Annotated in this window: 21 protein-coding genes and 5 pseudogenes; 16 read left to right on the plus strand and 10 right to left on the minus strand. The window is 69.5% G+C overall.

The annotated features are described in order from the left end of the window. Positions 1–155 precede the first annotated feature (155 nt). From K6K41_RS09890 to K6K41_RS09910, 6 genes and pseudogenes are all read left to right on the plus strand, one after another. Positions 156–1,518: pseudogene (locus tag K6K41_RS09890) on the plus strand (leucyl aminopeptidase family protein). Between the two features lie 98 nt (positions 1,519–1,616). Beyond that, complete coding sequence (locus K6K41_RS09895) at positions 1,617–2,204, plus strand: YqaA family protein (protein WP_261404886.1); 588 nt, start codon at positions 1,617–1,619, stop codon at positions 2,202–2,204. A gap of 57 nt (positions 2,205–2,261) precedes the next feature. Next, positions 2,262–3,105: pseudogene (locus K6K41_RS09900) on the plus strand (C40 family peptidase). Between the two features lie 10 nt (positions 3,106–3,115). Continuing rightward, positions 3,116–3,532 carry a M23 family metallopeptidase gene (locus tag K6K41_RS09905; protein WP_261404887.1) on the plus strand — a complete coding sequence of 139 codons (417 nt, stop codon included), beginning with the start codon at positions 3,116–3,118 and terminating at the stop codon, positions 3,530–3,532. Then, positions 3,487–3,747 carry a M23 family metallopeptidase gene (locus K6K41_RS30345; protein WP_428978577.1) on the plus strand — a complete coding sequence of 87 codons (261 nt, stop codon included), beginning with the start codon at positions 3,487–3,489 and terminating at the stop codon, positions 3,745–3,747. Before K6K41_RS09905 ends, K6K41_RS30345 begins: the two co-directional genes overlap by 46 nt. Continuing rightward, complete coding sequence (locus K6K41_RS09910; RefSeq protein WP_261404888.1) at positions 3,696–4,094, plus strand: hypothetical protein; 399 nt, start codon at positions 3,696–3,698, stop codon at positions 4,092–4,094. Before K6K41_RS30345 ends, K6K41_RS09910 begins: the two co-directional genes overlap by 52 nt. 6 nt (positions 4,095–4,100) lie before the next feature. Here the strand turns inward: K6K41_RS09910 and K6K41_RS09915 are convergent, their stop codons facing one another. From K6K41_RS09915 to sfnG, 4 genes and pseudogenes are all read right to left on the minus strand, one after another. Next, a complete protein-coding gene (locus K6K41_RS09915) occupies positions 4,101–6,725 on the minus strand; it encodes an ATP-binding protein (protein WP_261404889.1) in 2,625 nt (874 codons plus the stop codon). 76 nt (positions 6,726–6,801) lie between these two features. After that, positions 6,802–8,058, minus strand: a pseudogene (locus tag K6K41_RS09920) (SfnB family sulfur acquisition oxidoreductase). Positions 8,059–8,084: 26 nt separating this feature from the next. After that, positions 8,085–8,237 (minus strand): hypothetical protein, encoded by a 153-nt coding sequence (locus K6K41_RS09925; RefSeq protein ID WP_261404890.1) that lies wholly within the window; start codon positions 8,235–8,237, stop codon positions 8,085–8,087. A 32-nt stretch (positions 8,238–8,269) separates the two neighbouring features. Further along, positions 8,270–9,382, minus strand: coding sequence for a dimethylsulfone monooxygenase SfnG (gene sfnG / locus K6K41_RS09930; protein ID WP_261404891.1), 1,113 nt, complete (start codon positions 9,380–9,382; stop codon positions 8,270–8,272). A gap of 346 nt (positions 9,383–9,728) precedes the next feature. Between sfnG and K6K41_RS09935 the strand changes: the two genes are divergently transcribed. From K6K41_RS09935 to K6K41_RS09950, 4 genes are read left to right on the plus strand one after another with little or no spacing between them, the layout of a single operon-like run. Continuing rightward, positions 9,729–10,154: a hypothetical protein gene (locus K6K41_RS09935; protein WP_261404892.1), complete on the plus strand. Its 426-nt coding sequence runs from the start codon at positions 9,729–9,731 to the stop codon at positions 10,152–10,154. Beyond that, positions 10,151–11,170 carry a tonB-system energizer ExbB gene (gene exbB / locus K6K41_RS09940; RefSeq protein ID WP_261404893.1) on the plus strand — a complete coding sequence of 340 codons (1,020 nt, stop codon included), beginning with the start codon at positions 10,151–10,153 and terminating at the stop codon, positions 11,168–11,170. The genes K6K41_RS09935 and exbB overlap by 4 nt, the downstream gene beginning before the upstream one ends. Before the next feature lie 12 nt (positions 11,171–11,182). Continuing rightward, entirely contained in the window at positions 11,183–11,620 is a 438-nt protein-coding gene (gene exbD / locus K6K41_RS09945; RefSeq protein WP_261404894.1) for a TonB system transport protein ExbD, read from the plus strand. Then, positions 11,607–12,545 (plus strand): hypothetical protein, encoded by a 939-nt coding sequence (locus K6K41_RS09950; protein WP_261404895.1) that lies wholly within the window; start codon positions 11,607–11,609, stop codon positions 12,543–12,545. Before exbD ends, K6K41_RS09950 begins: the two co-directional genes overlap by 14 nt. A 48-nt stretch (positions 12,546–12,593) precedes the next feature. Here the strand turns inward: K6K41_RS09950 and K6K41_RS09955 are convergent, their stop codons facing one another. Beyond that, positions 12,594–12,956: a hypothetical protein gene (locus K6K41_RS09955; RefSeq protein ID WP_261404896.1), complete on the minus strand. Its 363-nt coding sequence runs from the start codon at positions 12,954–12,956 to the stop codon at positions 12,594–12,596. Positions 12,957–13,112: 156 nt separating this feature from the next. On the opposite strand from K6K41_RS09955, the gene K6K41_RS09960 reads away from it, so the two are divergent. Further along, positions 13,113–13,301 (plus strand): hypothetical protein, encoded by a 189-nt coding sequence (locus K6K41_RS09960; RefSeq protein WP_261404897.1) that lies wholly within the window; start codon positions 13,113–13,115, stop codon positions 13,299–13,301. A gap of 39 nt (positions 13,302–13,340) precedes the next feature. On the opposite strand, the pseudogene K6K41_RS09965 reads toward K6K41_RS09960, so the two are convergent. Then, positions 13,341–14,334 (minus strand): annotated as a pseudogene (locus tag K6K41_RS09965) (2-hydroxyacid dehydrogenase). A 178-nt stretch (positions 14,335–14,512) separates the two neighbouring features. Between K6K41_RS09965 and K6K41_RS09970 the strand changes: the two are divergent. After that, positions 14,513–15,073 carry an SH3 domain-containing protein gene (locus K6K41_RS09970; protein ID WP_261404898.1) on the plus strand — a complete coding sequence of 187 codons (561 nt, stop codon included), beginning with the start codon at positions 14,513–14,515 and terminating at the stop codon, positions 15,071–15,073. A 207-nt stretch (positions 15,074–15,280) separates the two neighbouring features. Here K6K41_RS09970 and K6K41_RS09975 read toward each other — a convergent pair whose 3' ends face one another. Then, the gene (locus tag K6K41_RS09975; RefSeq protein WP_261404899.1) at positions 15,281–15,838 is read right to left on the minus strand and encodes a peroxiredoxin; all 558 of its coding nucleotides are present in this window, start codon (positions 15,836–15,838) and stop codon (positions 15,281–15,283) included. A 369-nt stretch (positions 15,839–16,207) separates the two neighbouring features. Continuing rightward, entirely contained in the window at positions 16,208–16,699 is a 492-nt protein-coding gene (gene irr / locus K6K41_RS09980) for a Fur family transcriptional regulator Irr (protein ID WP_315855169.1), read from the minus strand. Positions 16,700–17,049: 350 nt separating this feature from the next. Here irr and fabA point away from each other — a divergent pair, with 350 nt between their 5' ends. The 3 genes and pseudogenes from fabA to fabI all read left to right on the plus strand — a co-directional run bounded on the left by fabA (position 17,050) and on the right by fabI (position 19,821). Further along, complete coding sequence (gene fabA, locus K6K41_RS09985; protein ID WP_261404900.1) at positions 17,050–17,571, plus strand: 3-hydroxyacyl-[acyl-carrier-protein] dehydratase FabA; 522 nt, start codon at positions 17,050–17,052, stop codon at positions 17,569–17,571. Between the two features lie 71 nt (positions 17,572–17,642). Continuing rightward, positions 17,643–18,857, plus strand: coding sequence for a beta-ketoacyl-ACP synthase I (gene fabB, locus K6K41_RS09990; RefSeq protein ID WP_261404901.1), 1,215 nt, complete (start codon positions 17,643–17,645; stop codon positions 18,855–18,857). A 135-nt stretch (positions 18,858–18,992) separates the two neighbouring features. Further along, positions 18,993–19,821: pseudogene (fabI, locus tag K6K41_RS09995) on the plus strand (enoyl-ACP reductase FabI). Between the two features lie 359 nt (positions 19,822–20,180). Here fabI and K6K41_RS10000 read toward each other — a convergent pair. Continuing rightward, the gene (locus K6K41_RS10000; protein ID WP_261404902.1) at positions 20,181–22,391 is read right to left on the minus strand and encodes a xanthine dehydrogenase family protein molybdopterin-binding subunit; all 2,211 of its coding nucleotides are present in this window, start codon (positions 22,389–22,391) and stop codon (positions 20,181–20,183) included. A 4-nt stretch (positions 22,392–22,395) separates the two neighbouring features. Next, positions 22,396–22,863 (minus strand): (2Fe-2S)-binding protein, encoded by a 468-nt coding sequence (locus tag K6K41_RS10005; protein WP_261404903.1) that lies wholly within the window; start codon positions 22,861–22,863, stop codon positions 22,396–22,398. Between the two features lie 210 nt (positions 22,864–23,073). Here K6K41_RS10005 and panE point away from each other — a divergent pair, with 210 nt between their 5' ends. Further along, complete coding sequence (panE, locus tag K6K41_RS10010) at positions 23,074–23,994, plus strand: 2-dehydropantoate 2-reductase (protein WP_261404904.1); 921 nt, start codon at positions 23,074–23,076, stop codon at positions 23,992–23,994. Positions 23,995–24,411: the final 417 nt, after the last annotated feature.

Below are 24,411 nucleotides of genomic sequence, written 5' to 3' on the forward strand. Positions count from 1 at the left end.
CCAATGAGCGTAGAGCGACGTCGCCCTCTTCGCCTTTTCCGGAACCACCCCCACCCCCGCCCCCTCGCCGCAAGGGGGAGGGGAGAAGAGCGCGACAGGCCAATCCGGTCGTGCGATGACCTGCTCGCCCTTTCTCGATGCGGAGCCGAACGCACATGACCGACCTCTTCGCGCCGTCGTCCGAGCCCGCGACGCCTGTCTGGTTCACGCCCTCGGGCGAGGCGCTGCCCGAAGCTGCGGCGGCCTGGGCCAAGGCCACGGGCTTCGAGCTCGGCGCGGGCAAGACGCTGCTGGTCCCGGGCGACGGCGGCGCGCTTGCAGGCGTGGTGCTCGGCGTCGAGAAGGCGGACGCGACGTCGAAGAACCCGTTCCTCGTCGGCAAGCTCGTCGGCGCGCTGCCGGCCGGCGCCTATCGCTTCGACGGCGCGGTGGGCGACGCGCGGCTCGCGGCGCTCGGCTTCGGGCTCGGCTCCTACAGGTTCACGCGCTATCGCAAGTCCGAGGCGAAGCTGGTCCGCATCGCCCTCCCCGAGGGCGTCGACGCCGCCGAGATCGAACGCACGATCGCGGCCGTGACGCTCGGGCGCGACCTCGTCAACACGCCGGCCAACGACATGGGCCCGGCCGAGATCGAGGAGGCGATCCGCACGCTTGCGCGCGAGCACGGCGCCGAAGTTTCGTCGATCGTCGGCGACGACCTGCTCAAGGAGAACTTCCCTCTCGTCCACGCGGTCGGCCGCGCCTCGCCGCGCGCGCCGCGCATCGTCGACCTGCGCTGGGGGCCGGAGGACGCGCCGAAGGTCACGCTCGTCGGCAAGGGCGTCGCCTTCGACACCGGCGGCCTCGACATCAAGCCGTCGTCCGCGATGCTGCTGATGAAGAAGGACATGGGCGGTGCCGCGGCCATGATCGCGCTCGCCGCCATGATCATGGGCGCGAAGCTGAAGGTGCGGCTCCGCCTCATCGTGGGCGCGGTCGAGAACTCGATCTCGGGCGACGCCTTCCGCCCCGGCGACGTCTATCCGAGCCGAAAGGGTCTCACGGTCGAGATCGGCAACACCGACGCCGAAGGCCGCCTCGTGCTCGCCGACGCGCTCGCGCTCGGCGACGAGGAGGCGCCCGAGATCATGGTGGACGCCGCGACCCTGACGGGCGCCGCGCGCGTCGCGCTCGGGCCCGACCTGCCGCCGCTCTACACCGACGACGAGGCCTTCGCGGCCGATCTCCTGCGCTGCGCTGCGGCCGAGCACGATCCGCTCTGGCGCATGCCGCTCTGGAACCCTTACGACGACCTGCTGTCGTCCAAGATCGCGGACGTGAACCACATCTCGAGCGGCGCGTTCGCGGGCTCCATCACCGCGGCGCTGTTCCTGAGGCGCTTTGTGGAGAAGGCGCGAAGCTGGGCCCACTTCGACATCTTCGCCTGGGCCCCGAGCGCCAAGCCCGGTCGCCCCGAAGGCGGCGAGGTGCAGGCGTCGCGCGCTGATGGCGCTGCTCAGCCGGCGATACGGAGCCTGAGCCGCCTCTTCACGATGGCGTAAGCGGCGCGGTTCGGCGCCGTTCCGTCAAGGAAATCGGTCCATAACCCGCATCGTTCGAACTGAAGCGGTGCGGCGGTGTCACGGGTCTACGACTGGTCGATGAGGATGGCGCGCCACCGGCACGCCGAACGGGCGCTGGCGGCCGCGTGCTTCGCCGAAAGCTCGTTCATCCCGATGTTCCCCGAGGTCATGCTCGTTCCCATGATCCTGGCGGAGCGCGCCAAGGCGTGGCGCTACGCGGCCGTCTGCACGATCTCGTCGGTGATCGGCGGGATCGTCGGCTATCTGATCGGCTATCTGCTGTTCGAGGCCGTCGGCGAACCGATCATGCGGTTCTACGGCATGAGCGGCGACTTCGCGGAGATCGCCGCGAAATACAACGAGTATGGCTGGCTGATGGTGCTGATCGGCGGCGGCATCACGCCGATCCCCTACAAGGTCATCACCATTTCGAGCGGCCTCACCCAGCTCGACTTCATGACCTTCGTGCTCGCGAGCATCGTCGCGCGCGGGGTGCGTTTCGCCCTGCCCTGCGGGATCATCTATTTCTTCGGCGACCACGCAAAGCGGTTGATGGAGACCCGCGGAAAACTGTTCGGCTGGATCGCGCTCGCGCTGGTCATCGTCGGGTTCCTCGCCGCGCCCCTGCTATTCGGCGATTGACGCGAGGATCGCGTCGGCGCTTGCTCCGCGGCCCGATCTTTCGAGGATTTGCGCCGCATGGCCGTGCCGTTCGACCGCCGCGTCACCCCTGCCCGCCCGGACGTCGCGGCGGCGCGCCTCAAGGGCAAGGTCGAGGCGCTGCGGTTCACGCAAGGTCAGCGTCGCCGCGTTGCGGTCGGCCATGCGGGCTTGCGCCGGGCGCCGGGCGCGTCGTCGCCGCTCGAGACCGAGGTCCTCTACGGCGAGGAAGTCACCGTCTATGACGAGCTCGAGGGCTGGGCCTGGGGCCAGCTCGTGACCGACGGCTATGTGGGCTACCTGCCCTCCGCGGCGCTCTCCGAAGAGCTCGGGCCCGGCCCGACCCACCGGGTCGCGGCGCTCCGGACGCTGCTGTTCCCCTCCCCGTCCATTAAGGCTCCGCCGGTCGACGCGCTGTCGATGGGCGCGCGTCAGCGTCGTGGGCTTCGAGGACCGCTTCGCGGTGCTCGACACCGGCGCCTATGCGGTCAGGGGCCACCTGAAGCCGCTCGACGGCTTCGAGACCGACCCCGTGGCGGTCGCCGAGCGCTTCGTCGGCGCGCCCTATCTCTGGGGCGGGCGCACAAGCCTCGGGCTCGACTGCTCGGCGCTTGTCCAGACGGGCCTTGCGGCCTGCGGCGTGCCCGCCCCGCGCGACAGCGACATGCAGGAGGCCGATCTCGGCAAGCGGGTCGATCTCGAAAAGGCCCGGCGCGGCGACCTCGTGTTCTGGAAGGGCCATGTGGCCTTCGTGCGCGACGCCGACACGCTTCTGCACGCCAACGCCTGGGCGATGGCTGTCGCGGTCGAGCCGCTCACATCCGCGATAGAGCGGATCCGAAAGGCCGGAGACGAGGTGACGAGCGTCCGCCGCATCGGCTAGACCTGAAGCCATGAGGATCCGTCTCGCCTTGGCCTGCGTGGTCCTGTCGGCGCTGCCCACAGCCGCCGTCGAGCTGTCCGCGCCGATCGTCTGTCCGGCCGGGCTCGTCTGTCCGGTCCAGAACCTCTTCGACCACGATCCCGGCAAGGGCGTGCGTGATTTCCGCTGCACGGCGCTCGGCTATGACGGCCACGACGGCGTCGACTTCCGCGCGCCGACCACTGCCGCGCAGAAGGCCGGCGTCGAGGTGCGGGCCGCCGCCCCAGGCGTCGTGGTCGGAACGCGCGACGGTATGGAGGACGCCGGCCTCAAGGCGAGCGGCCGGGAGGCGGTCGAGGGCGTCGAATGCGGCAACGGCGTCATGATCCGCCATGACGACGAATGGTCGACCCAGTACTGCCACATGGCAAGGGGTCGGTGGCGGTGAAGAAGGGCGACCAGGTGGCCCGCGGCCAAGCGATCGGGCGGATCGGGCTCTCGGGCGCGACCGAGTTTCCCCATCTTCACTTCGCGCTGCGCCGAAACGGCGAGCCCGTCGATCCCTATGCGGTCGACGGCCCGTCCAGTTCCTGCGGCGAGACGAAAAGCGCATGGGCGCGGACGCCGCCGCGGCCGTCGCGATCGAGGCGCCGCTTGTGCTGAACGCAGGCTTCGCGGACGGCCCGGCGCCGAACGAGGACATCGAGAGCGGCGCCATCGAGGCGCGGGCTCCGGGAAGCGACCCGGCGGCGCTGATGGCCTTCGCCCGCGTGGTCGGGCTGGGGCGCGGCGACGGCGTTCGCGTCACGCTGTTCGCGCCGGACGGTCGGGAGCTCTCCCGCAACGATGCGCCCGTCGCAGAGCGGCCGAAGGCGCAGTGGTCGCTGTTCACCGGCCGCAAGCGCCCTGCGGCGGGCTGGCCGGCCGGCGACTATCGCGCGAAGATCGAGATCCTGCGGTCTGGCCGCGCGCTGAAGACGCGCGAGCTGACGGCGCGGCTCGGCGGCTGAAGCCGCCTATCCCTTCGGCCGGCCCGGACGGTCGTCCAGCACGTCGCGCACGCGCACCGCGAGATCGGCGAAGGTGAAAGGCTTGGTGATAAGCTCGACGCCGGCGTCGAGTCTTCCGTGGTGCACGATGGCGTTGCGGGCGTAGCCGGTGGTGAACAGCACCTTCAGCCCCGGCCGCATCGCCCGGGCGCGCTCCGCAAGCTCCTGCCCGTTCATGCCGCCGGTTAGCACGACGTCGGTGAACAGCAGGTCCACCCGCCCCTCCTGCCGCTCCAGAAGCCGCAGCGCCGAGGCCGCGTCATAGGCCTCGAGCACGCGGTAGCCGAGCTCGCGCAGCGCGTCGACCGAGTACATCCGCACGTCGTCGTCGTCCTCGGTCACGAGGATCGTCTCGGCGCGCGACCCGTCGGGCACGACGCCGGAGACGGCGATCTCGGCCTCTTCGGGCGACTCGCCCATGAGCCGCGGCAGATAGATCTTCACCGTCGTGCCGACGCCCGGTTCGGAATAGATCGCGACGTGTCCGCCCGACTGCTTGACGAAGCCGTAGACCATCGAGAGGCCGAGGCCGGTGCCCTTGCCCACTTCCTTGGTGGTGAAGAACGGCTCGAAGGCGCGCTCGCGGGTGGCGCGCTCCATGCCGGAGCCGGTGTCCGACACCGCGATCACCACATACTGTCCGGGCTGCACTTCGGCGCGCTCGGCCGCATAGGCGTGGTCGAGATGGGCGTTCGAGGTCTCGATCGTCAGCTTGCCGCCTTCGGGCATCGCGTCGCGGGCGTTGACCGCGAGGTTGAGGATCGCGCTTTCGAGCTGGTTGGGATCGGCCTCGACGCGCCAGAGCCCGCCGCCCTGCACCGTCTCCAGATGAATGGTCTCGCCGAGCGTGCGGGTGAGGAGCTCGGCCATGCCGGTCACGAGCGAGTTCGCCATGACGGGCTGCGGCGCGAGCGGCTGGCGGCGTGCGAAGGCGAGGAGCCGCTGGGTCAGCGTCGCGGCGCGGTTGGCGCCGATCAGCGCGTTGTCGGCCGAGCGCCGCAGCCGGGCGGCGTCCTCGGGCAGGTTGCGCTGAAGGATCTCGAGATTGCCGACCACCACCTGCAAGAGATTGTTGAAGTCGTGCGCGACGCCGCCGGTAAGCTGGCCGAGCGCCTCCATCTTCTGCGCCTGCCGGAGCGCCTCGGCCATCTGCTCGCGCTCGGCGACCTCATGGGCGACGCGGGTCTCGAGCGTGTCGTTGAGCTCCCGCAGCGCGCCTTCGGCGCGTTTCAGGTCCTCGACGTCGGTGCAGGTGCCGTACCAGCGCGTGATGCGCCCGCCCGCGTCGCGCACGCACTGGGCGCGGCCGATCACCCAGCGATAGGCGCCGGTGCGATGCCGGAGCCGGTATTCGATGTGGTAGGGCTCGCCGGTCTCCAGGCAGCGCCGCCACAAGCCCCAGGCGCGCTCCTGGTCGTCGGGGTGGAACATGCCGTTCCACGCCTCGCCGTCGGTCGAGCCGTAGGGCACGCCCGTGAACTCGTACCAGCGGTCGTTGTAATAGTCGTGATAGCCGTCCGGCCGGGTCGACCAGATCATCTGGTCGATCGAGTTGGCGATCGCCTCGAAGCGGCGCTCGCTCTCCTGCGCGTTCCTGTCGGCGCGGGCGCGGGCGACCGCCGACCATGTGCGCTCCGCCGCCTCGTTGACGAGCGCGACGTCGTCGTCCGACCAGCGGCGCGGCTCGAGCGTGTGGACATAGAGCACCGCGACGCAGCGGCCGTCCTTCATCAGGGGCGCGGCGAGGTTGCCGACGGCGCCGAGCCCCCGAAACGCTTCGCTCGACAAGGGATGGTCGTCGACGTTCTCCATCCGGATCACGCGGCCGAGCTTCAGGTCGTCGGCGATCTCCTGCCCGAAGGCCAATAGGTCGTAGCGCCCGCCGAGGCCCGCCACCCCGGGCAGCGACCAGTCGCGGGTGACGGAGAAGGTCAGGCTGTCGTCGGCGATCTCGGCGTAGCCGGCGCGCGCCACGCCGAGACGCTCGCCGAGCAGCGCCGCCACCACCGCCTTGATGGTCTCGGGATCGCCGATCGCGCGGGTGCGGTCGCTGAGCTCAACCAGGAACTTCAGGCGGCGTTCGGCCAGCACCCGCTTCGTGGTCTCGCCGACGATGCACAGCACGCCCGCCACCGCGCCCGCCTCGTCGCGGATCGCCTGGTAGGAGATGTCGAAGAACACCTGCTCGACGCCAGACCCGCGCGAGAGCACGAACGGCCGGTCCTTGGCCGTGTAGGTCTCGCCGGTGGTCCGCACGCGCGACAGCAGCGGCTCGAGATCGTCCCAGAGCTCCGACCAGTAGTCGCGCGCCGGCCGGCCGAGCGCGTCCGGATGCTTGGAGCCGATCGTCGGCGCGTAGGCGTCGTTGTAGAGCGCGAGATAGTCGTCGCCCCAGAACAGCACCATCTGCGCCTGCGAGGGCAGCATGAAGCCGACGGTGGCCTTCAGGCTCGCCGACCATCCCGCGGCGGGCCCGAGCGGCGTGCCTCTCTCGTCGAGAGCGCGCATCGCGTCGGCGAGTTCGCCGCCGCTGGCGAGGAAGGCGAGACCCTCGGGCAGAACGCCTGTCGGGCCAATGTCGACGTCGGTCATGGGCGAAGGAAGCGTCGCATCTGCAGGACGCTCGTTTTAGCGCGCCTTTCGCGCCCGTCACCCATTCCGGCGCGTCTCAGCTCCAGGCGTGGAGCGGCGGATTGACCCCGTTCAGCGCATAGTCGCCAAGGATCGCGTATTTCCAGCGGATCGGGTCGTGGAGCGTATGGACCCGGGCGTTGCGCCAGTGCCGGTCGAGATTGTGCTCGGCCAGCGTCGACCGGCTGCCGGCGAGCTCGAACAGCTTGTTGGCGGCCGCGATCGCGATCTCGGTCGACAGCACCTTCGCCTCGGCGGTCGCGACCTGCGCCTCGGCGACCGTGCGTTCGTTCGGCCGCGCGACCGCAGCGTCGATCAGGCGCCCGGCGCGGGCCTGCAGCGCCTGCGCGGCGTGAAGACGCAACGTCAGGTCCCCGACCGCCTGCTTCACGTAAGGATCCTGCCAGGCGTGCTCGAGGCCGCTGTCCGCCCAGGGCCGCGACTTGGTGCGCACGAACTGGATCGTCTCCTCGATCGCGCCGCGCGCGATTCCGACGTCGACCGCGACCTGGATGATCTGGAACACCGCCCCGTCGGCGCTCGGCCGCTGGTAGCCCTTGAAGCCGGGCACGAGATGGGTCTTCGGCACCTTGACGTTCTCGAGGATCACCGTGCCCGAGAGCGTCGTCTTCTGGCCGAACGACGACCAGTCGTCGATGACGGCGAGGCCCGACGCGTCGCGGTCGGCGATCGCGTACCAGGCGCGCCCCTCGACATCGAGCGCGACGATCGGGACGTAGTGGGCGAGCAGCGCGCCCGACGAATAGAACTTGCGGCCGTTCACGACGACATGGTCGCCATGGTCGGTGAAGCGCGTCTCGAACTCGGCGGCGCGCTTGGAGCCGAATTCGGAGAAGGCGTTGCCGAAGCGCGCGCCCTTCAGCGCCTCCTTGAACAGCAGACGCTGCTACGGCTCGTCCGAGACGGTGCGGATCGCCGCCAGCACGCCGAGATGGTTCTGGGCGATCTGGCCGATCGAGGAGTCCGCGGCCGAGATGATCTCGATGACCTCGGCGAGCGTCGCATAGGAGACCTCGGGCCCGCCGAACGCCTTCGGCACGTTGATCGACCAGAGGCCGCTCTGCGAGAAGCGGTCGAGCTCGGCCACGGGCCAGATCCGCAGCCGGTCGCGCTCGCCGGCGCCGACGCGGAACTCGGCCGCGAGCGTGGTCGCGATCGCGAGCGCCTCGGCGTCGTCCTTGACCACATAGGCGGGATGGCTCGGCCGCGGCGGTCCGGACACGCCGTTGCGCGCCTCGCGCACAAGGGTGAGGCGCGGCTTGTTCGGGCTCATGAGGCGAGGTTCCTAGGAGGGCGGCTTCAGCGGAACTCTTCGAGAGGGCTCAGCGCGGAGTCGAAGCGCTCCTCGTCCTCCCCGTCGAGTTCGTCCTGCGAGAGCGCGAACGCGTCCGGCTCGGAGAAGCGGAGGCCGGAAAACCAGCCGGCGATGGCGTCGATCAGATCTGCGGTCATGGCGAAGGGGCTCAACACAGGAAAACGCGACGTCAGGCGGCGGCGTGGACGGGGCGGCGGCGAGCTTCGAGCTCGCGCACCAGCGGAATGACTTCGCGTCCGAAGAACTCGACCTCCTCCTGGAAATGCAGGAAGCCGAGCAGCACGAGATCGACGCCCGCATCCTTCAGGTCGAGGATGCGGTCCGCGATCTGACGCGGCGTGCCGATCAGGTTGGACTTGAAGCCGTCATTGTATTGGACGAGGTCTTCGAAGCTGGATTTCGCCCAGTTGCCCTCGCCTTCGGGCGAGGCGGCGCCGGCGTTCTTGACCTCGTGGCCGAACGCCTTCACCGCGTCGGGATTGGCCTTCTCGACGATCTCGTCGACGACCGCGCGGGCCTCGGCCTCGGTCTCGCGGACGACCGCGAAGGCGTTCACGCCGATCTTGACGTAACGGCCGAGCTCGGCGGCCTTCCCCTGGATGTCGTCGACCTGACGAGCTACGTTCTCCGGCGTGTTGCCGTTGGTGAAGTACCAGTCGCTGACCCGCGCCGCCATGTCGCGCGCGGCGCGCGAGGAGCCGCCCTGGAAGATTTCGGGCAACGGATCGAGAGGCTTCGGCTTCAGCGAATAGTCGCGGTATCGGTAGAAGTCGCCGTTGAACGTGAAGCTGTCCTCGGTCCAGACGCCGCGCAGCGCCCGGATGAACTCCTCCGATCGCCGATAGCGCTCGTCATGGTCGAGCCAGGGCTCGCCGATCGCCGCGAACTCGCCCCGGAACCAGCCCGACACGACGTTGATCGCGATGCGCCCGCCGGTGAGCTGGCTGATCGTGGCGAGCTGCTTGCCGGCGAGCGTCGGGTTCCACGGGCCCGGCAGCAGCGCGGCGATGACCGTCAGCTTCTCGGTCGCGGCCGCCAGCGCATGGCTGAACGCGACCGACTCGTGCTGGAACTCGGCCCCGTAGCCGGCGGTGAAGCGGATCTGGGTGAGGGCGTAGTCGAACCCGGACCGTTCGGCGATCCGCGCAAGCTCGCGATTGTAGTCGATGTCCCAGCTGGTGCGCTGCTCGATGTCCGAGATGACGAGGCCGCCGGAGACGTTGGGAACCCAATAGGCGAATTTGACAGGCTCGTGCGGGCGGCGCGGGGGGCGTGCGGCCATGAGCTGCTCCTGAAACTGCTCGCCGGCTATGGCGGCCGACAATTCTTTTATTCGAGTGTTTTAGTAGACTGTCAAGCCGGAACGCTCCCTTCCGGCATGCGGCAGGGGGACGCGAACGAGCGCCACGGAGCCCGATCGGAAGACACGTTCGGAACCGGGAAGATTTCGCGACCCGGCCTCGAGTCCTCGAAACCCCGCCGCTCCCGCGCTTCTTATTCTCTTCTTATCCCTCGCCGCGCCGTGAATTTAGAGCGATTATCAATTGGGGGACCAACCCTTGATGTCTTGGCTCCTTGCCCCTATTCGCCTGTTGTCAATCCGATTGTCCGATCCTGAGGAGAGGTCGTTGTCGCCTTTCGTTTCCTCGCGCGCCGCGCTTTCCGCCCTTGCGGGCTTCGCCGCTCTGACGCTCGGCGTTCCGGCGACGGCGGCCTCCGGCGTGTCGGTCGAGCTCAACCGCCTCGAACCGAAGGACAGCGGCTGCCAGATCTCGATCGTGGTGGCGAACGCGGCCGACAAGGCGCTCGACAGCCTCAAGCTTGATCTCGTCTTCTTCGACAAGGACGGCGTGATCTCGCGGCGCCTCGCGGTCGAGGCCGGCCCGGTCCGCGCGTCCAAGACCAGCGTGAAGCTGTTCAACGCCGCCGAGACCAAGTGCGACGGCATCGGGCGCGTGCTGCTGAACGACGTCACCGCCTGCGGCGGGGCCGAGGACTGCCTCGCGGCGGTCTCGACCTCCTCGCGCGTCAAGGACGTGGAGTTCGCGAAGTGATCGACGTCCGCTCCCGCGCCGCGGCGCTCGCGCTGGCTCTCGCGCTCGCCGCGCCCCACGCCGTCGTCGCGCAGGAGCGGCCGGCGGCCCCCGCCGCCGCCCAGCAGCAGTCCCCGGCCCAGCCCGCCCAGGCGCTTCCGCCGGCCGAGGAGGTCCAGGCGACCGAACCCGGCAAGCCGGCGCCCGCGCAGCCGCAGGCCGCCCAGCCCGCCCCGGGCGCAGCCCCTGCGCCCGACTCCGGCCAGCCCGCGCCTGCGGACGCCGCGGACAGCGCGCCCGCCGGACCTTCGGCCCCGACCTTCGGCGGCGGCAAGATCCCGCATGACCTGACGCCCATGGGCATGTTCATGGCCGCCGACTGGGTGGTGAAGGCGGTGATGATCGGCCTCGCCTTCGCGTCGGTCGTCACCTGGACGGTCTGGCTCGCCAAGTCGCTCGAGCTCGCCGCCGCCTCGCAGAAGGCCAAGCGCGGGCTCAGGGCGCTCGCCGCCTCCCGCAGCCTGGAGGACGCCCGCCGCGCGCTCGGCGCCCGCAAGGGCGGCGGCCCGGTCGCGGCCTTCGTCAACGCCGCCGACGCGGAGCTGACCTATTCGGAGGACGCGATGTCGGCCGAGGGCGTGAAGGAGCGCGTCGCCTCGCATCTGTCGCGCCTCGAGGCGCAGGCCGGCCGCCGCCTCGCGATCGGCACCGGCGTGCTCGCCACCATCGGCTCGACCGCGCCCTTCGTCGGCCTGTTCGGCACGGTCTGGGGCATCATGAACTCGTTCATCGGCATCTCGAACGCCCAGACCACGAACCTCGCGGTCGTCGCGCCCGGCATCGCCGAAGCGCTGCTCGCGACCGCCATCGGCCTCGTGGCCGCGATCCCGGCGGTCATCATCTACAACGTGTTCGCGCGCGCGATCTCGGCCCACCGGGCGCTGCTCGGCGACGCCGCCGCGGCCGTCCTGCGGATCGTGAGCCGCGACCTCGACCGGGCGGCGATGGGCCACGGCGTCCGCCGCGCGGCCGAATAAGGCAGGCGTTCCATGGCCGCGAAGCTCGACCAGTCCGGCGGGGACGACCTCGTCGAAACCCACGAGATCAACGTCACGCCGTTCATCGACGTGATCCTCGTGCTGCTCATCATCTTCATGGTGGCGGCGCCGCTCGCGACCGTGGACGTCGGCGTCGACCTGCCGGCCTCGAGCGCCAAGCGCCAGCCGCGGCCCGACAAGCCGGTCTATCTGACGATCCAGCAGGACCTGAAGCTCGCGGTCGGCAACCAGGTGTTCGACAGGCCCGCGCTCGGCCGCGCGATCGCCTCCGCCACGCAGGGCGACAAAGAGCAGCGCATCTTTCTGCGCGCCGACAAGCGCGTGCCCTATGGCGAACTGATGGAGGTGATGAACGACCTCCGCAACGCCGGCTATCTCAAGGTCGCGCTGGTCGCGCTCGAGGCCGTGGGCTCGAATGGCGGCCGTTGACGCGCTGAGCCTCCAGGACCAGGAGTCCTCGGCGAGCTCGGCAAGGCGTTGGGCTATGGGCGTGGCGTTTGCGGCCGCGGTCCATGGCGCGGCCTATGTCTATCTGAACAACGCGCCTGCGCCGGTCGGCTTCGAGTCGCAGGCGCCGATCGAACTCGACATGCTGCCGCCGCCCTCGGGCGCCGCGCAGATGGACGAGGCCGGCGCGAACGCGACCTCGGAAGCCGCTCCGGAAGAGACGCCCGAGGAGCAGGCGCTCGACGAGCTCGACCCCGTTGAGCCGGACGAGACCACGCCCCCCGACGAGACCGAGGTGACGGCCGAGGAAGCGCCGCCCGAGGAGCTCGAAGCCGTCGAGCAGGTTCCCGAGGTCACCGAGGTTCCGCCCGACGTCGCGGCCGTTCCCCCGGACGTCGAGCCGGTCGTCACCCTGCCGCCGCCCGAAACGGTGGTGGCGCAGGAGGAGCCCGTCGAGCCGAAGCCGACGCCCAAGCCCGTCGCCAAGAAGCCCGACCCGAAGCCGACCCCGAAGCGTGAGCAGCCGCGCCCGAAGCCCGTGCGCGAAGCCGCCAAGCCCGCCGAGCGTCCGGAGCCCGCGCGTCCCTCGCAGCAGGCGGGCGGGCGCAGCGGCGCGTCGTCGAACGCCGGCGCGGCGCGGGCCGCCGCCTCCGTCTACGCCGGCCGCGTGCGCGCGGCTGTCGCGGCGCAGAAGCGCTCGGGCGTCAATTTCTCGGGCCGGGTCATCGTGTCGTTCACGGTTTCGCGCAGCGGCGCGGTGTCGGGCGTTTCGGCGTCGGGCGGCGGCGCGGCCGCGGCGGAGGCCGCCGCCATGGTGCGCCGCGCCGGAATCCCGGCCATGCCGTCCGACATGACCCAATCGTCGGCGCGCTACTCGCTGCCGATCACCTTTACGGCCGGCCGCTGATCGCAGGGGCCGCCGGCGGCGGGCCCGGCTTCACGCCGCGGGCGCGCCTCAGCGCGTCCAGACGAAGGCGCCGGTCCGGCGCATGACGCGGATCGCCCCGCCCTCGCCGCGGATCGCCACATAGCAGCTTTCGCGCTTGGCCTGGCCGAGCGTCATGCAGAAGCCCTCGTCGTCGAGACGCCAGGAGCCTTCGCCGGCCGCGCCGGCTCGTCCGCCCGTGCGAACGAGCGTGCCGTCGTTGCGGAAAGTGAGTTCGGACTTGCCGCCGCGCGGCCCGACCGTCGTCACCGCGCGGCCGTCGAGCCAGTCGCGCTTGAGGGATTGGGGCGACACGAGCTCCATGGCCATGGCGGCCTGCCCGCATATGCCGAAACCAAACACCGCTGCTGCTGCCGCAAGACGACGCCGCATGGCGACCTCCTCATGATTGAGTTCGCTTAATGTTCTCTTCTTGTTCGGATTTGTCCAGAGAAAATTCGCGTGATGGCTGACGACCGACGCGGAACGCCCGCGGCGAGGTTGCGTTCAGTCCAGACACACGGGAGGCGGGCGATGAAAAACCCTTGGATGAGCATGTGGTTGAGCGCCGCGAACGCATGGAGCGGCGCGGCGCGCGGCGCGATGGCGGCCGAAATGCAGCGTCAGCAGTCGCAGATGAGGGCCGAGGCCACCCGCCAGATGACGACGCTCTGGTTTCCGGGCGCGGCCAAGCAGACGCGCGCTCCGGCGCGCTCGCGACGGGCCCGCAGGAAATGAGGGCCGGGCCAAGCCGCTAAAGCCCGGCCGCCAAGGCCCTCAGAGCATAGAGGGCAGGACGCGGTCCGGCGGACGGTGGCCGTCCATGAAGGTCTTGATGTTGACGATGACCTTTTCGCCCATGTCGACGCGGCCCTCGATGGTCGCGCTGCCGAGATGCGGCAGCAGCACCACCTTGTTCTGGCGGGCGAGCCGCACAAGCTTGGGGTTCACCGCAGGTTCGTTCTCGAACACGTCGAGCGCCGCGCCGGCGAGCTCCCCGGCCTCGAGCATGCGGGCGAGCGCGCCCTCGTCCACCACTTCGCCGCGGGCGGTGTTCACCACATAGGCGTCGCGCTTCAGGAGCTTCAGGCGGCGCGCGGACAGCAGGTGATAGGTCGCGGGCGTGTGCGGGCAGTTGACCGATACGATGTCCATGCGGGCCAGCATCTGGTCGAGGCTCTCCCAATAGGTCGCCTCGAGCTGGTCCTCGACGGTCGACGGAAGCCTCTTTCGATTGTGATAGTGGATCGACAGGCCGAAGGCCTTGGCGCGGCGCGCCACCGCCTGACCGATGCGGCCCATGCCGACGATGCCGAGGCGCTTGCCCCAGATTCGGCGGCCGAGCATCCAGGTCGGGCTCCAGCCGTTCCACTCGTGCTCGTCCGGCACCACGCGGGCGCCCGGCGATGCGGCGCGGGCCGGCGAGGATGAGCCCCATGGTCATGTCGGCGGTGTCCTCGGTGAGGACGCCGGGGGTGTTGGTGACCGTGACGCCGCGGTTCAGCGCGGTCTCGACGTCGATGTTGTCGACGCCGTTGCCGAAATTCGCGATCAGCTTGAGGTTCTCGCCGGCCTTGGCCAGCAGCGCGGCGTCGATGCGGTCGGTGACCGTGGGGACGAGCACGTCGGCCTCGGCGACCGCCTGGGCGAGCCGCTCGGCCGTGAAGGGTTCGTCGTCATGGTTGAGCCGCGCGTCGAACAGCTCGCGCATGCGCGTCTCGATCACGTCCGGGAGACGGCGCGTCACGACGACAAGCGGGCGCTTTTTCATGAGCCTTGCGACCTCTTTTTCAGGCGAGCCGGCGGTTACGGTTAATCCCTCGTCAACGCGCAAGAGAGATGCTCACGCGAAGATCCTTCGGCCGAGCCGCCGAACGGGTCCGGGCCGTCTCTAGCAGACGAGAGGCGGAACGCAATACGGCGACGAAAGATGGAGCCTCGAAGGCGCGATGACCACTAGCATTCTGTCCCGCCTCGCGCTCGGCGTCGTGGGGCTCGCGCTCGCCGCGGTTCTCGTCGCGCCTGAGGCCGCGAACGCGCAGGCCGCCAAGGAGGGCGAGGCCGGCGTGATGATCGGTCCGGTCTCGGGCCTGCCGGTGCCGCGCTACGTCAGCCTGAAGGCCGGCAAGGTCTACGTTCGGCTCGGGCCGACCAAGGATTATCCGGTCGCCTATGTGTATCGCCGCGCCGGCGAGCCGGTGGAGATCACCGCCGAATACGACAACTGGCGCCGCATCCGCGACTCGGAAGGCTCGGAAGGCTGGGTGTGGCACTCGCTGCTCTCGGGCCGGCGCACCGGCCTCGTCGCGCCCTGGGCCAAGGAGGCCGCGCTGCCGATCCGCGTGAAGGCGTCCGCCGCCGAGCGCACCTCCGCGCGGCTCGAGCCCAAGGTGCTGGTCGAGGTGCGCCGCTGCGACGGCCAGTGGTGCCGCGTCGAGGGCGACGGCTTCGACGGCTTCATCGAGCAGGAGCGCCTCTGGGGCGTCTATCCGGGCGAGCGCTTCGACTGAGGACGCGGGCCGTCATCCCGGACGGCCGACGCTCGAGCCGGATCGCGCGCGAAATGGCGCGGCGGAAACGCAACGGGTCATCCCGGCCTTGAGCCGGGATCCAGAACCACGGGCGAGACGAGAACTGAGCGCGGTCGGCGTTTCTGGATCCCGGCTCCTCGGCCGGGATGACGGCTCAGCTTCGCGTGACCAAAACCCGCCCTTGTCTCAGCCGTTGGCCTTCAGCCATTCGAGCGTCTGCGCCGCGCTCTCGTTGGGCGGGAACACCGGATAGAGCGCGGCCTCCACGACCCCGTCCTTGAGAATCAGCGTCACGCGCTTCGTCAGCGTGCGGCCTTCGACCTCGAAGGTCGGCAGGCCCAGCGCGTTCGTGAAGTCGAGATCCTCGTCGCTCAGCACCTCGAACGGCAGGTGAAGCCGCTCCGACAGCTCCTTCTGGATCGCGGGCGACTGAGTCGAGAGGCCGAACACGGAGGCGCCCAGCGCCTTGAGCTCGGCGTGGTGGTCGCGAAACGAGCAGGTCTGCGGCGTGCAGCCGCGCGCGCCGGGAATGGCGTCCCAGCCGTCGGGCAGAGGTTCGCCCGGCACGCCCGTGGCCGGATAGCAATAGAGCACCGCGCGGCCCGCCGGCAGCGCCGAGAGATCGACGCGCCGGCCGGCCGTCGAGGCCAGCGCCGTCTTAGGAACGGTCGTTCCGGGCAGGTGGTCGCAGCCGCCGTCGTCGACGGGGCGCGGCAGGTCGGCGGGAAGATCGGCGAAGCTCATCGGCGAGGCCCTGTGCAGGTGGCGTCGCCCGCGAGCGTGCCTCCGGCGGGCGATCGAAACCAGCGCATTCTCGTGATGGATTTCGCGAAGGAAACGGATGCCCGCCGGTGTGGGATGGCGCGCCGGGGGTATCGATGGGCCGCCCCATCCGCCCGCCAGAACCACTCCCGTCATCCGGGCCTGACCCGGGATCCAGAACCGAAACGACGTATCCCGCCTGGCGACGGCGTCGGTTCTGGATCCCGGCTCTTCGGCCGGGATGACGGGCGGAGGTTCGCGCGCGTCAGGGCCAGCGCGTCATTCCAACGAAAAAGGCCGCCGTGTCGTCCACGGCGGCCTTTCGAAATCAGGCTGAAACCGAAGATCGGATCAGGAGAGCGCCGTCTTTCGGCGCAGGCGCACCACGACGTCGACGCGGGCGACCTCCATCCCTTCCGGAATCTCGGGGATCGCGGTGACGGCGACGGCCGCGCCCGGAATGTCGAGCAGGCGGTTGTCGTCCTCGACCAGGAAATGGTGATGCTCGGTGACGTTGGTGTCGAACCAGGTCTTCGAGCCGTCGATCGCGAGCTCGCGCAGCAGCCCGACCTCGGTGAACTGGTGCAGCGTGTTATAGACGGTCGCGAGCGAGACCGGCACGCGGGCGCGCATCGCCTCCTCGTGCAGGATTTCAGCGGTCACGTGGCGGTCGCCCTTGGCGTAGAGCAGCCGGCCGAGCGCGATGCGCTGACGGGTGGGGCGCAGCCCCGAGTCGCGAAGCATCGCGCCGACGTCGCGGGCGACGCAGAGCGAAGGGCGCAAGCCGCAGTCGAGCGGCCTTTCAGCCCCGGCGGTCGCGGCGGTGGTCGTCGTTTCGGCCATCGTCGGAATCTCTTCGTCTTTCTGGAACAGTTACAAAGAAACGCCCAATCATCTCAGGCGCTTGGAGCTTTTGCGACAGTCGCCGCGCCGGCTCCGCTTAATCGCCTGTAGAATACATTTTTGCGGCGCCACGAGCAACTCAGCCGGGAAGCCGGCGGACGAAACGCCGCGCGCCCGGGGGACAAAGCGGGTTTCGCGCTCGGCAAGGCGCGGCGCGGCCGCGCCTTGCCGAGCGGCCTTCCCGGCGCTCGCGCTTGTGTGCTAGGGAGGCGCCGGCGCAAGACCCCCTTAGGCCCGCTGCGGCTCCTTGGGATACGCGCCCGCCTGCGACGGAAAGATGAAAGGCCGACATGACTGACCGGCAGTCGAGCTTCGACTATGAGGACCTGCTCGCCTGCGGGCGGGGCGAGCTGTTCGGCGCAGGGAACGCGCAGCTTCCGCTGCCGCCCATGCTGATGTTCGACCGCATCTCCGAGATTTCCGAGACCGGCGGCCCGCACGGCAAGGGCTTCGTGCGCGCCGAGCTCGACGTGAAGCCGGACCTCTGGTTCTTCGACTGCCACTTCAAGGGTGACCCCGTGATGCCGGGCTGCCTCGGCCTCGACGCGCTGTGGCAGATGACCGGCTTCTTCCTCGGCTGGCTCGGCGCGGAAGGCCGCGGCCGCGCGCTCGGCACGGGCGAGATCAAGTTCACCGGCCAGGTGCTTCCGACCGTGAAGAAGGTGGTCTACGGCGTCGATTTCAAGCGCGTGCTGCGCGGGCGCCTCGTTCTAGGCATCGCGGACGGCTGGCTGGAAGCCGACGGCGAGACCATCTATCGGGCGAGCGACCTGAAGGTCGGGCTGTTCAAGGCCGGCTCCGCCCCGGCTTAAAGTCAACGATCGGACGGACCAGGCGCCGCCTTGAAAGGACGAGCGCCGGCCGCCGAAGGGAGGCAATCCACGTGAGACGCGTCGTCGTCACCGGCATGGGCATCGTGTCGTCCATCGGGAACTCGACCCAGGAGGTGCTCGCCTCCCTGCGCGAGGCCAAATCCGGCATCACCCATGCCGAACAGTTCGCCGCCCATGGCTTCAAGTGCCAGGTTCAGGGCGCGCCCTCGCTCGAAGCTTCGGAGATCGTCGACCGCCGCGCCATGCGCTTCCACGGCGGCGGCACGGGCTGGAACCATGTCGCGATGGATCAGGCGATCCGCGACTCGGGCCTCGAAGAGAGCGACATCTCCAACGAGATGACCGGCATCGTGATGGGGTCCGGCGGCCCCTCGACCCGCGTGGTCGTCGAAGCCGCGGACATCACCCGCGAAAAAGGCGGCCCGAAGCGCATTGGCCCGTTCGCGGTGCCGAAGGCGATGTCCTCGACGGCCTCGGCGACGCTCGCCACCTGGTTCAAGATCAAGGGCGCGAACTATTCGATTTCGTCGGCCTGCGCGACCTCGAGCCATTGCATCGGCAACGCCGCCGAGATGATCCAGTGGGGCAAGCAGGACGTGATGTTCGCCGGCGGCTGCGAGGAGCTGGACTGGACGCTGTCCAACCTCTTCGACGCCATGGGCGCCATGTCGACCAAGTACAACGACCGTCCGGCGGTCGCCTCGCGCGCCTATGACAAGAACCGCGACGGCTTCGTCATCGCCGGCGGCGCGGGCGTGCTGGTGCTCGAGGAATATGAGCGCGCCAAGGCCCGCGGCGCCAAGATCTACGCCGAGCTCACCGGCTACGGCGCGACCTCGGACGGCTACGACATGGTGGCCCCGTCCGGCGAGGGCGCGGTGCGCTGCATGAAGATGGCGATGAAGACCGCCCGCGAGCCGATCGCCTACGTCAATCCGCACGCGACCTCGACCCCGGTCGGCGACCTCAAGGAGGTCGAGGCTCTCCGCGCGGTGTTCGGCGACAAGTGCCCGCCGATCTCCGGCACCAAGTCGCTCACCGGCCATTCGCTGGGCGCCGCGGGCGTGCAGGAAGCGATCTACTCGCTGCTGATGATGCAGAACGGCTTCATGGCCGAGAGCGCCAACATCGAGGAGCTCGACCCCGAATTCGCCGACATGCCGATCCTGCGCGAGCGCAAGGACAATGTCAGCCTCGACGCCGTGATGTCGAACTCGTTCGGCTTCGGCGGCACCAACGCCACGCTGGTGTTCGAACGCGTTTGACCCCGACACGTCATCCCGGACGGCCGTCAGGCCGATCCGGGATCGTCATCGGAAAGAGGCGCCTGATCCGGAACACGATCCCGGCTCTGCGCTTCGCTTCGGCCGGGATGACGGCTGACCAACAGGAGTGACCCCATGGTCGCCGGACTTCTCAAGGGCAAGCGCGCCCTCGTCATGGGCGTCGCCAACGACCACTCGATCGCCTGGGGCTGCGCCAAGGCGCTCAGCGAAGCCGGCTGCGAGCTCGCCTTCACCTATCAGGTCGAGGCGCTGGGCAAGCGCGTGCGTCCGCTCGCCGAGAGCCTCGGCTCCGACATCGTGCTGCCCTGCGACGTCGAGGATCTCGCCTCCGTGGACGCGGTGTTCGCGGCGCTGAAGGAGCGCTGGGGCGGGATCGACATCCTGATCCACAGCGTGGGCTTCTCGAACAAGAACGAGCTCAAGGGCCGCTACGCCGACACGACCCGCGAGAACTTCTCCCGCACCATGGTGATCTCGGCCTTCAGCTTCACCGAGCTCGCCAAGCGCGCCGCCGAGATGATGCCGGCGGGCGGCGCGATGCTGACGCTGACCTATGGCGGCGCGACCCGCGTCATGCCGAACTACAACGTCATGGGCGTCGCCAAGGCCGCGCTCGAGGCGAGCGTGCGCTATCTCGCAGCCGACTTCGGGCCGCAGGGCATTCGCGTCAACGCGATCTCGGGGTCCGGTGCGGACGCTCGCGGGCGCCGGCATCACCGACGCGCGGCTGATGTACGACTTCCAGCGCCGCCATTCGCCGATGCGGCGCGCCGTCACCATCGAGGACGTCGGCGGGGCCGCGCTCTACCTGCTGTCGCCGCTGTCGGCGGGCGTGACCGGCGAGATCCACTTCGTGGATTCCGGCTACAACATCATCTCGATGCCGAACCCGCAGAGCCTCAAGACGATCGACGCGGCCGAGGCGAAGGCCGAAGAGAGCTGAGGCTTGCTCAGTCGAACTGCGTGCTTCGAGACGCCGTCCTTTGGACGGCTCCTCAGCATGAGGTTCGTTGAGGGTCGCACAAACCGTCCTCATGCTGAGGAGTCGTGTGCAACACGGCGTCTCGAAGCACGCAGTTCGCCTCCGCCGGAGCAACTCCATCTCATCAGGATAAGACTCGTCATGCCCCGGCTTGTCCGGGGCATCCACGGTTCCGCAGCGCCGCGCTCCGGCACGATCGGTGGATGCCCCGGACAAGCCGGGGCATGACGACTGAGGATGTGGGAGGCGACCGTCGCCCCAAGAAAAAGGCCCCGCGGGCGAACCCGCGGGGCCTTTTCGTTCGTCTCCGGAAAGCGCCTTCAGACGCTCTGGAACTTCTGCTCGCCGAGCGGCAGATCGCGAATGCGCTTGCCCGTCGCGGCGAAGATCGCGTTGGCGAGCGCCGGCGCGATCGGGGGCACGCCCGGCTCGCCGATGCCCGTCGGGTTCGCGGTCGAGGGCACCGTGTAGACCTCCACGTGAGGCATGTCGGAGATGCGCAGCGGCTTGTAGGTGTCGAAGTTGCCCTGCTGCACCTCTCCGCCTTTGAGCGTGATGGCGTTGCGCAGCGCCGCCCCCAGCCCGAAGCCGACGCCGCCCTCGACCTGGGCGCGCACGACGTCCGGGTTGATGACCGTGCCGACTTCGGCCGCCGCCACCACGCGGTCGACCTTCACGCCGCCGTCCGGCTTGATGGTGATGTCCACCACCTGGGCCACCACCGAGTTGAAGCTCTCGTGCACCGCGACGCCGCGGCCGCGGCCTTTAGCCAGCTTCTCGCCCCAACCCGCCTTCTCGGCCGCGAGCTTGAGCGCCGCAAGGTGGCGCGGCTTATCCTTGAGCAGCGCCATCCGGTACTCGACCGGGTCCTTGCCGGCGGCGTGCGCAAGCTCGTCGATCATGGTCTCGACGACATGGGCGGTGTGGGTGTGGCCGACCGACCGCCACCACAGCACCGGCACGCCGACTTTGAGCGTCGTGAGCTCGACCTGCAGGCTCGGCACCGCGTAAGCGAGGTTGGAGACGCCCTCCACGGAGGTCTCGTCGACCCCGTCCTTCACCGCCATGGCCTCGAGCGCCGTGCCGGCGAAGATCGACTGGCCGGCGATGCGATGGAGCCAGGCGACCGGCATCCCGTCCTTGTCGAGCGCGGCCTTGACCTTGTGGGCGTAGAACGGCCGGTAGTAGCCGCCCTTGGTGTCGTCCTCGCGGGTCCAGACCAGCTTGACGGGATTCGAGCCCTCGATCGCCTTGGCGATCATCACGGCCTCGGCGACGTAGTCCGCGGTCGGCACCGCGCGGCGGCCGAACGAGCCGCCGGCCCACACCGTCTCGATCGTGACCTGCTCGGGCTTCAGGCCCGTGATGGCCGCGACCGTCGGCTGGTCGATCGACTGGAACTGCGCGCCGTAGATCAGGTGCGCGGAGTCCTTCTTGAGGTCGACGACGCAGTTCAGCGGCTCCATCGGAGCGTGCGCCAGATAGGGGAAGGTGAACTCGGCCTCGATAACCTTGGCCGCGCCCTCAAAGCCCTTGTCGACGTCGCCGGTCTTCTTGGCGGTCGCCGTTCCGGGCTTCGACACCGCGTCCCTGGCCATGGCGAGGAAGTCCTCCGAGCCGCGGCTCTCGGCCCCGGCGTCGTCCCACTCCACTTTCAGCGCGTTGCGGCCCGAGATCGCCGCCCAGGTGCTCTTGGCGAGCACCGCGACGCCCTGCGGGATCTGCACGATTTTCTCGACGCCCTTGACCTTCTTGGCTTCAGCGTCGTCGAACGACTTCACCTTCCCGCCGAACTTCGGCGGATGGGCCACGACCGCGACCAGCATGTTCGGGAGCTTCACGTCCTGCGTGTAGATCGCCGTGCCGTCGGTCTTGGAGTCGTTGTCGATCCGGTGCAGCCCCTCCTTGCCGATGAGCTTGAACTTCGACGGATCCTTGAACGGCGTCTGCTGGGCCGAGCCGACCGGCGCGGGCAGCTTGGAGGCCGCCTCGGCGAACTCGCCGTACGTCCCCTTCTTGCCCGACGGGTGGGTGAGCACGCCCTTGTCGACGACGATCTCGCCTTGAGCGACCTGCCATTTGTCGGCGGCCGCCTTCACGAGCATCGCGCGCGCCGTGGCGCCGGCCGTGCGGTACTGCTCCCAGGAATTCGCCATGGCGGTCGAGCCGCCGGTGCCCTGCGCCTTGAAGGCGAGGTTGGCGTAGAGGTTGGCGTTCGCCGGCGCGAACTCGGTGCGCATCTGGCTCCAGTCGGCGTCCATCTCCTCGGCGATGAGGGTCGCGAGGCCCGTGGTCGGCCCCTGCCCCATGTCGAGATGCTTCACCACGACGGTGATGGCGCCGTTCGGCGAGACCTTCACGAACGGGTTGAACTCGAGCGCCGCGCCCTTGGCGGCTTCGGTCGCAGCCTCGGCCGGACCGGCCTTGAAGCCGATCATGAGGCCGACGCCGGCGCCGCCCGCGATCGCGAGGAAGCCGCGGCGGCTGGTGGAGACGGGCTGTCCGCCCGAAATGCGTTCTTGGATGGTCATGGGATCACGCCTCCAGCCGCTTGGCGGCGTCATGGATCGCGGCGCGGATGCGCTGATAGGTGGCGCAGCGGCAGACATTGCCGTTCATCGCCGCGTCGATGTCCTTGTCGTTCGGCTTGTTGGAGGTCAGCAGCGCCGCCGCCGACATCATCTGGCCGGACTGGCAATAGCCGCACTGCACGACGTCGAGCGCGCGCCAGGCGGCCTGCACGGCCTTGCCTTCCTTCGACGCGTTCTCCGCCACGAGGCCCTCGATGGTCACGACCTTCGAGTCCGCCACGTCGCCGACCGGCGTCTGGCAGGCCCGCATCGGCGAGCCGTCGAGATGGATGGTGCAGGCGCCGCACTGCGCGACGCCGCAGCCGAACTTGGTGCCGGTCAGTCCGAGCTCGTCGCGGAGAACCCACAGAAGCGGCGTGTCTTCGGGCACGTCGACGTCACGGTCGACGCCGTTGATGTTGAGCTTGATCATGTCGTCTCCCTCAGGCCCATCGGCCAAGGCGCAAGCCGCCCTCATCAGGTGCGGCTTCGGATGCTGCGGATGCTAACGCGCCATTTGGAGCCGTTCCAGACACGAAGCCTTGCGCGAGCGCAAAGCCCGGCCGACAGGACGACACCTTGAATGCGCGGCGGGGCGCGCAGGTATGTGCTGCGGACCCGCAAACGAAGGATCTTTTGATCGATGCGACTGCTTATGCTCGGCGCCGGCGGAATCGGCGGATACTTCGGGGCGCGGCTCGCGGCGGCGGGCGTCGACGTGACGTTCCTCGTGCGGCCCGCCCGCGCGGAGAAACTTGCGGCCGGAGGCCTGAGGGTCGTCAGCCCGAAGGGCGACGTCACGCTCGCCGTGAAGACGATCACCCGAGCGACCGAGCCCTTCGACGTCGTGCTGCTGTCCTGCAAGGCCTACGACCTCGACAGCGCGGTCGACGCCGTCGCCCCGGCGGTCGGGCCAAGCTCTTTCGTGATGCCGCTCTTGAACGGCGCCCGCCACTACGCCGCGCTCGACGAGCGTTTCGGCGCGGAGCGCATTCTGGGCGGGCTCGCCCACATCCCGGTGACGCTCGATCCCGATGGCGCCGTCCGACATCTCGGCGCGCTGCAGCGCTTCACCTTCGGCGCGCGCTCGGACGCGCAGAAGCCCGTGTGCGAGACGCTGTTTCAGGACATCCGGCGCGGCGGCTTCGAGGCGATCCTGTCCGAAAACATCGAGCAGGCGATGTGGGAGAAATACACGCTGCTCGCGGCTTACGCCGGCCTCACCTGCCTGATGCGCGCGCCCGTCGGCGCGATCATGACGGCCGACGACGGCGAAGCGATCGCCAACGCCTTCCTGGCCGAATGCGCCGCGGTCGCCGCGGCCGAAGGATTTGCGCCGAGCGAGGCGGCGCTCGCCGAAGCGCGGACGCTGATGACCACGCGCGGCTCGTCGGGCACGGCCTCGATGCTGCGCGACCTCGAAGGCGGCGGACGCACCGAGCACGACCACATCCTCGGCGACATGCTGGCGAGGGCCCGGAGCCAAGGGATCGCTGCCCCGATGCTCGCCGTCGCCTATGCGCACATGCAGGCGCACGAGGCGCGACGGACCGCGAAGGGCTAAGGCCGCGGACGCCCGCGAGACCACCGACAGCATGCGCGGGACACATAGACCGTCATCCCGGGCTTGACCCGGGATCCAGAACCGACGCCAATGCGAATGATCGGCCAATGCCCTCGGTTCTGGATCCCGGCTCTTCGGCCGGGATGACGGGCGGTGGGTCCGGCGCTTCAGGGCGAGCGGGCTGAGACGACTGACAGTACGCGCGGGACACGCAAACCGTCATCCCGGGCCTGACCCGGGATCCAGAACCGACGCCGCCGCCAAATTTGGAAAGGCCGTCGGTTCTGGATCCCGGCTCTTCGGCCGGGATGACCGCGGAGGGTCGGGCGCTTCAGACGAGCGGGCCGAAACCACCGACAGTACGCGCGGGACACGCAAACCGTCATCCCGGGCCTGACCCGGGATCCAGAACCGACG

Source organism: Chenggangzhangella methanolivorans (assembly GCF_019797865.1).
Classification (GTDB): domain Bacteria; phylum Pseudomonadota; class Alphaproteobacteria; order Rhizobiales; family Methylopilaceae; genus Methylopila; species Methylopila methanolivorans.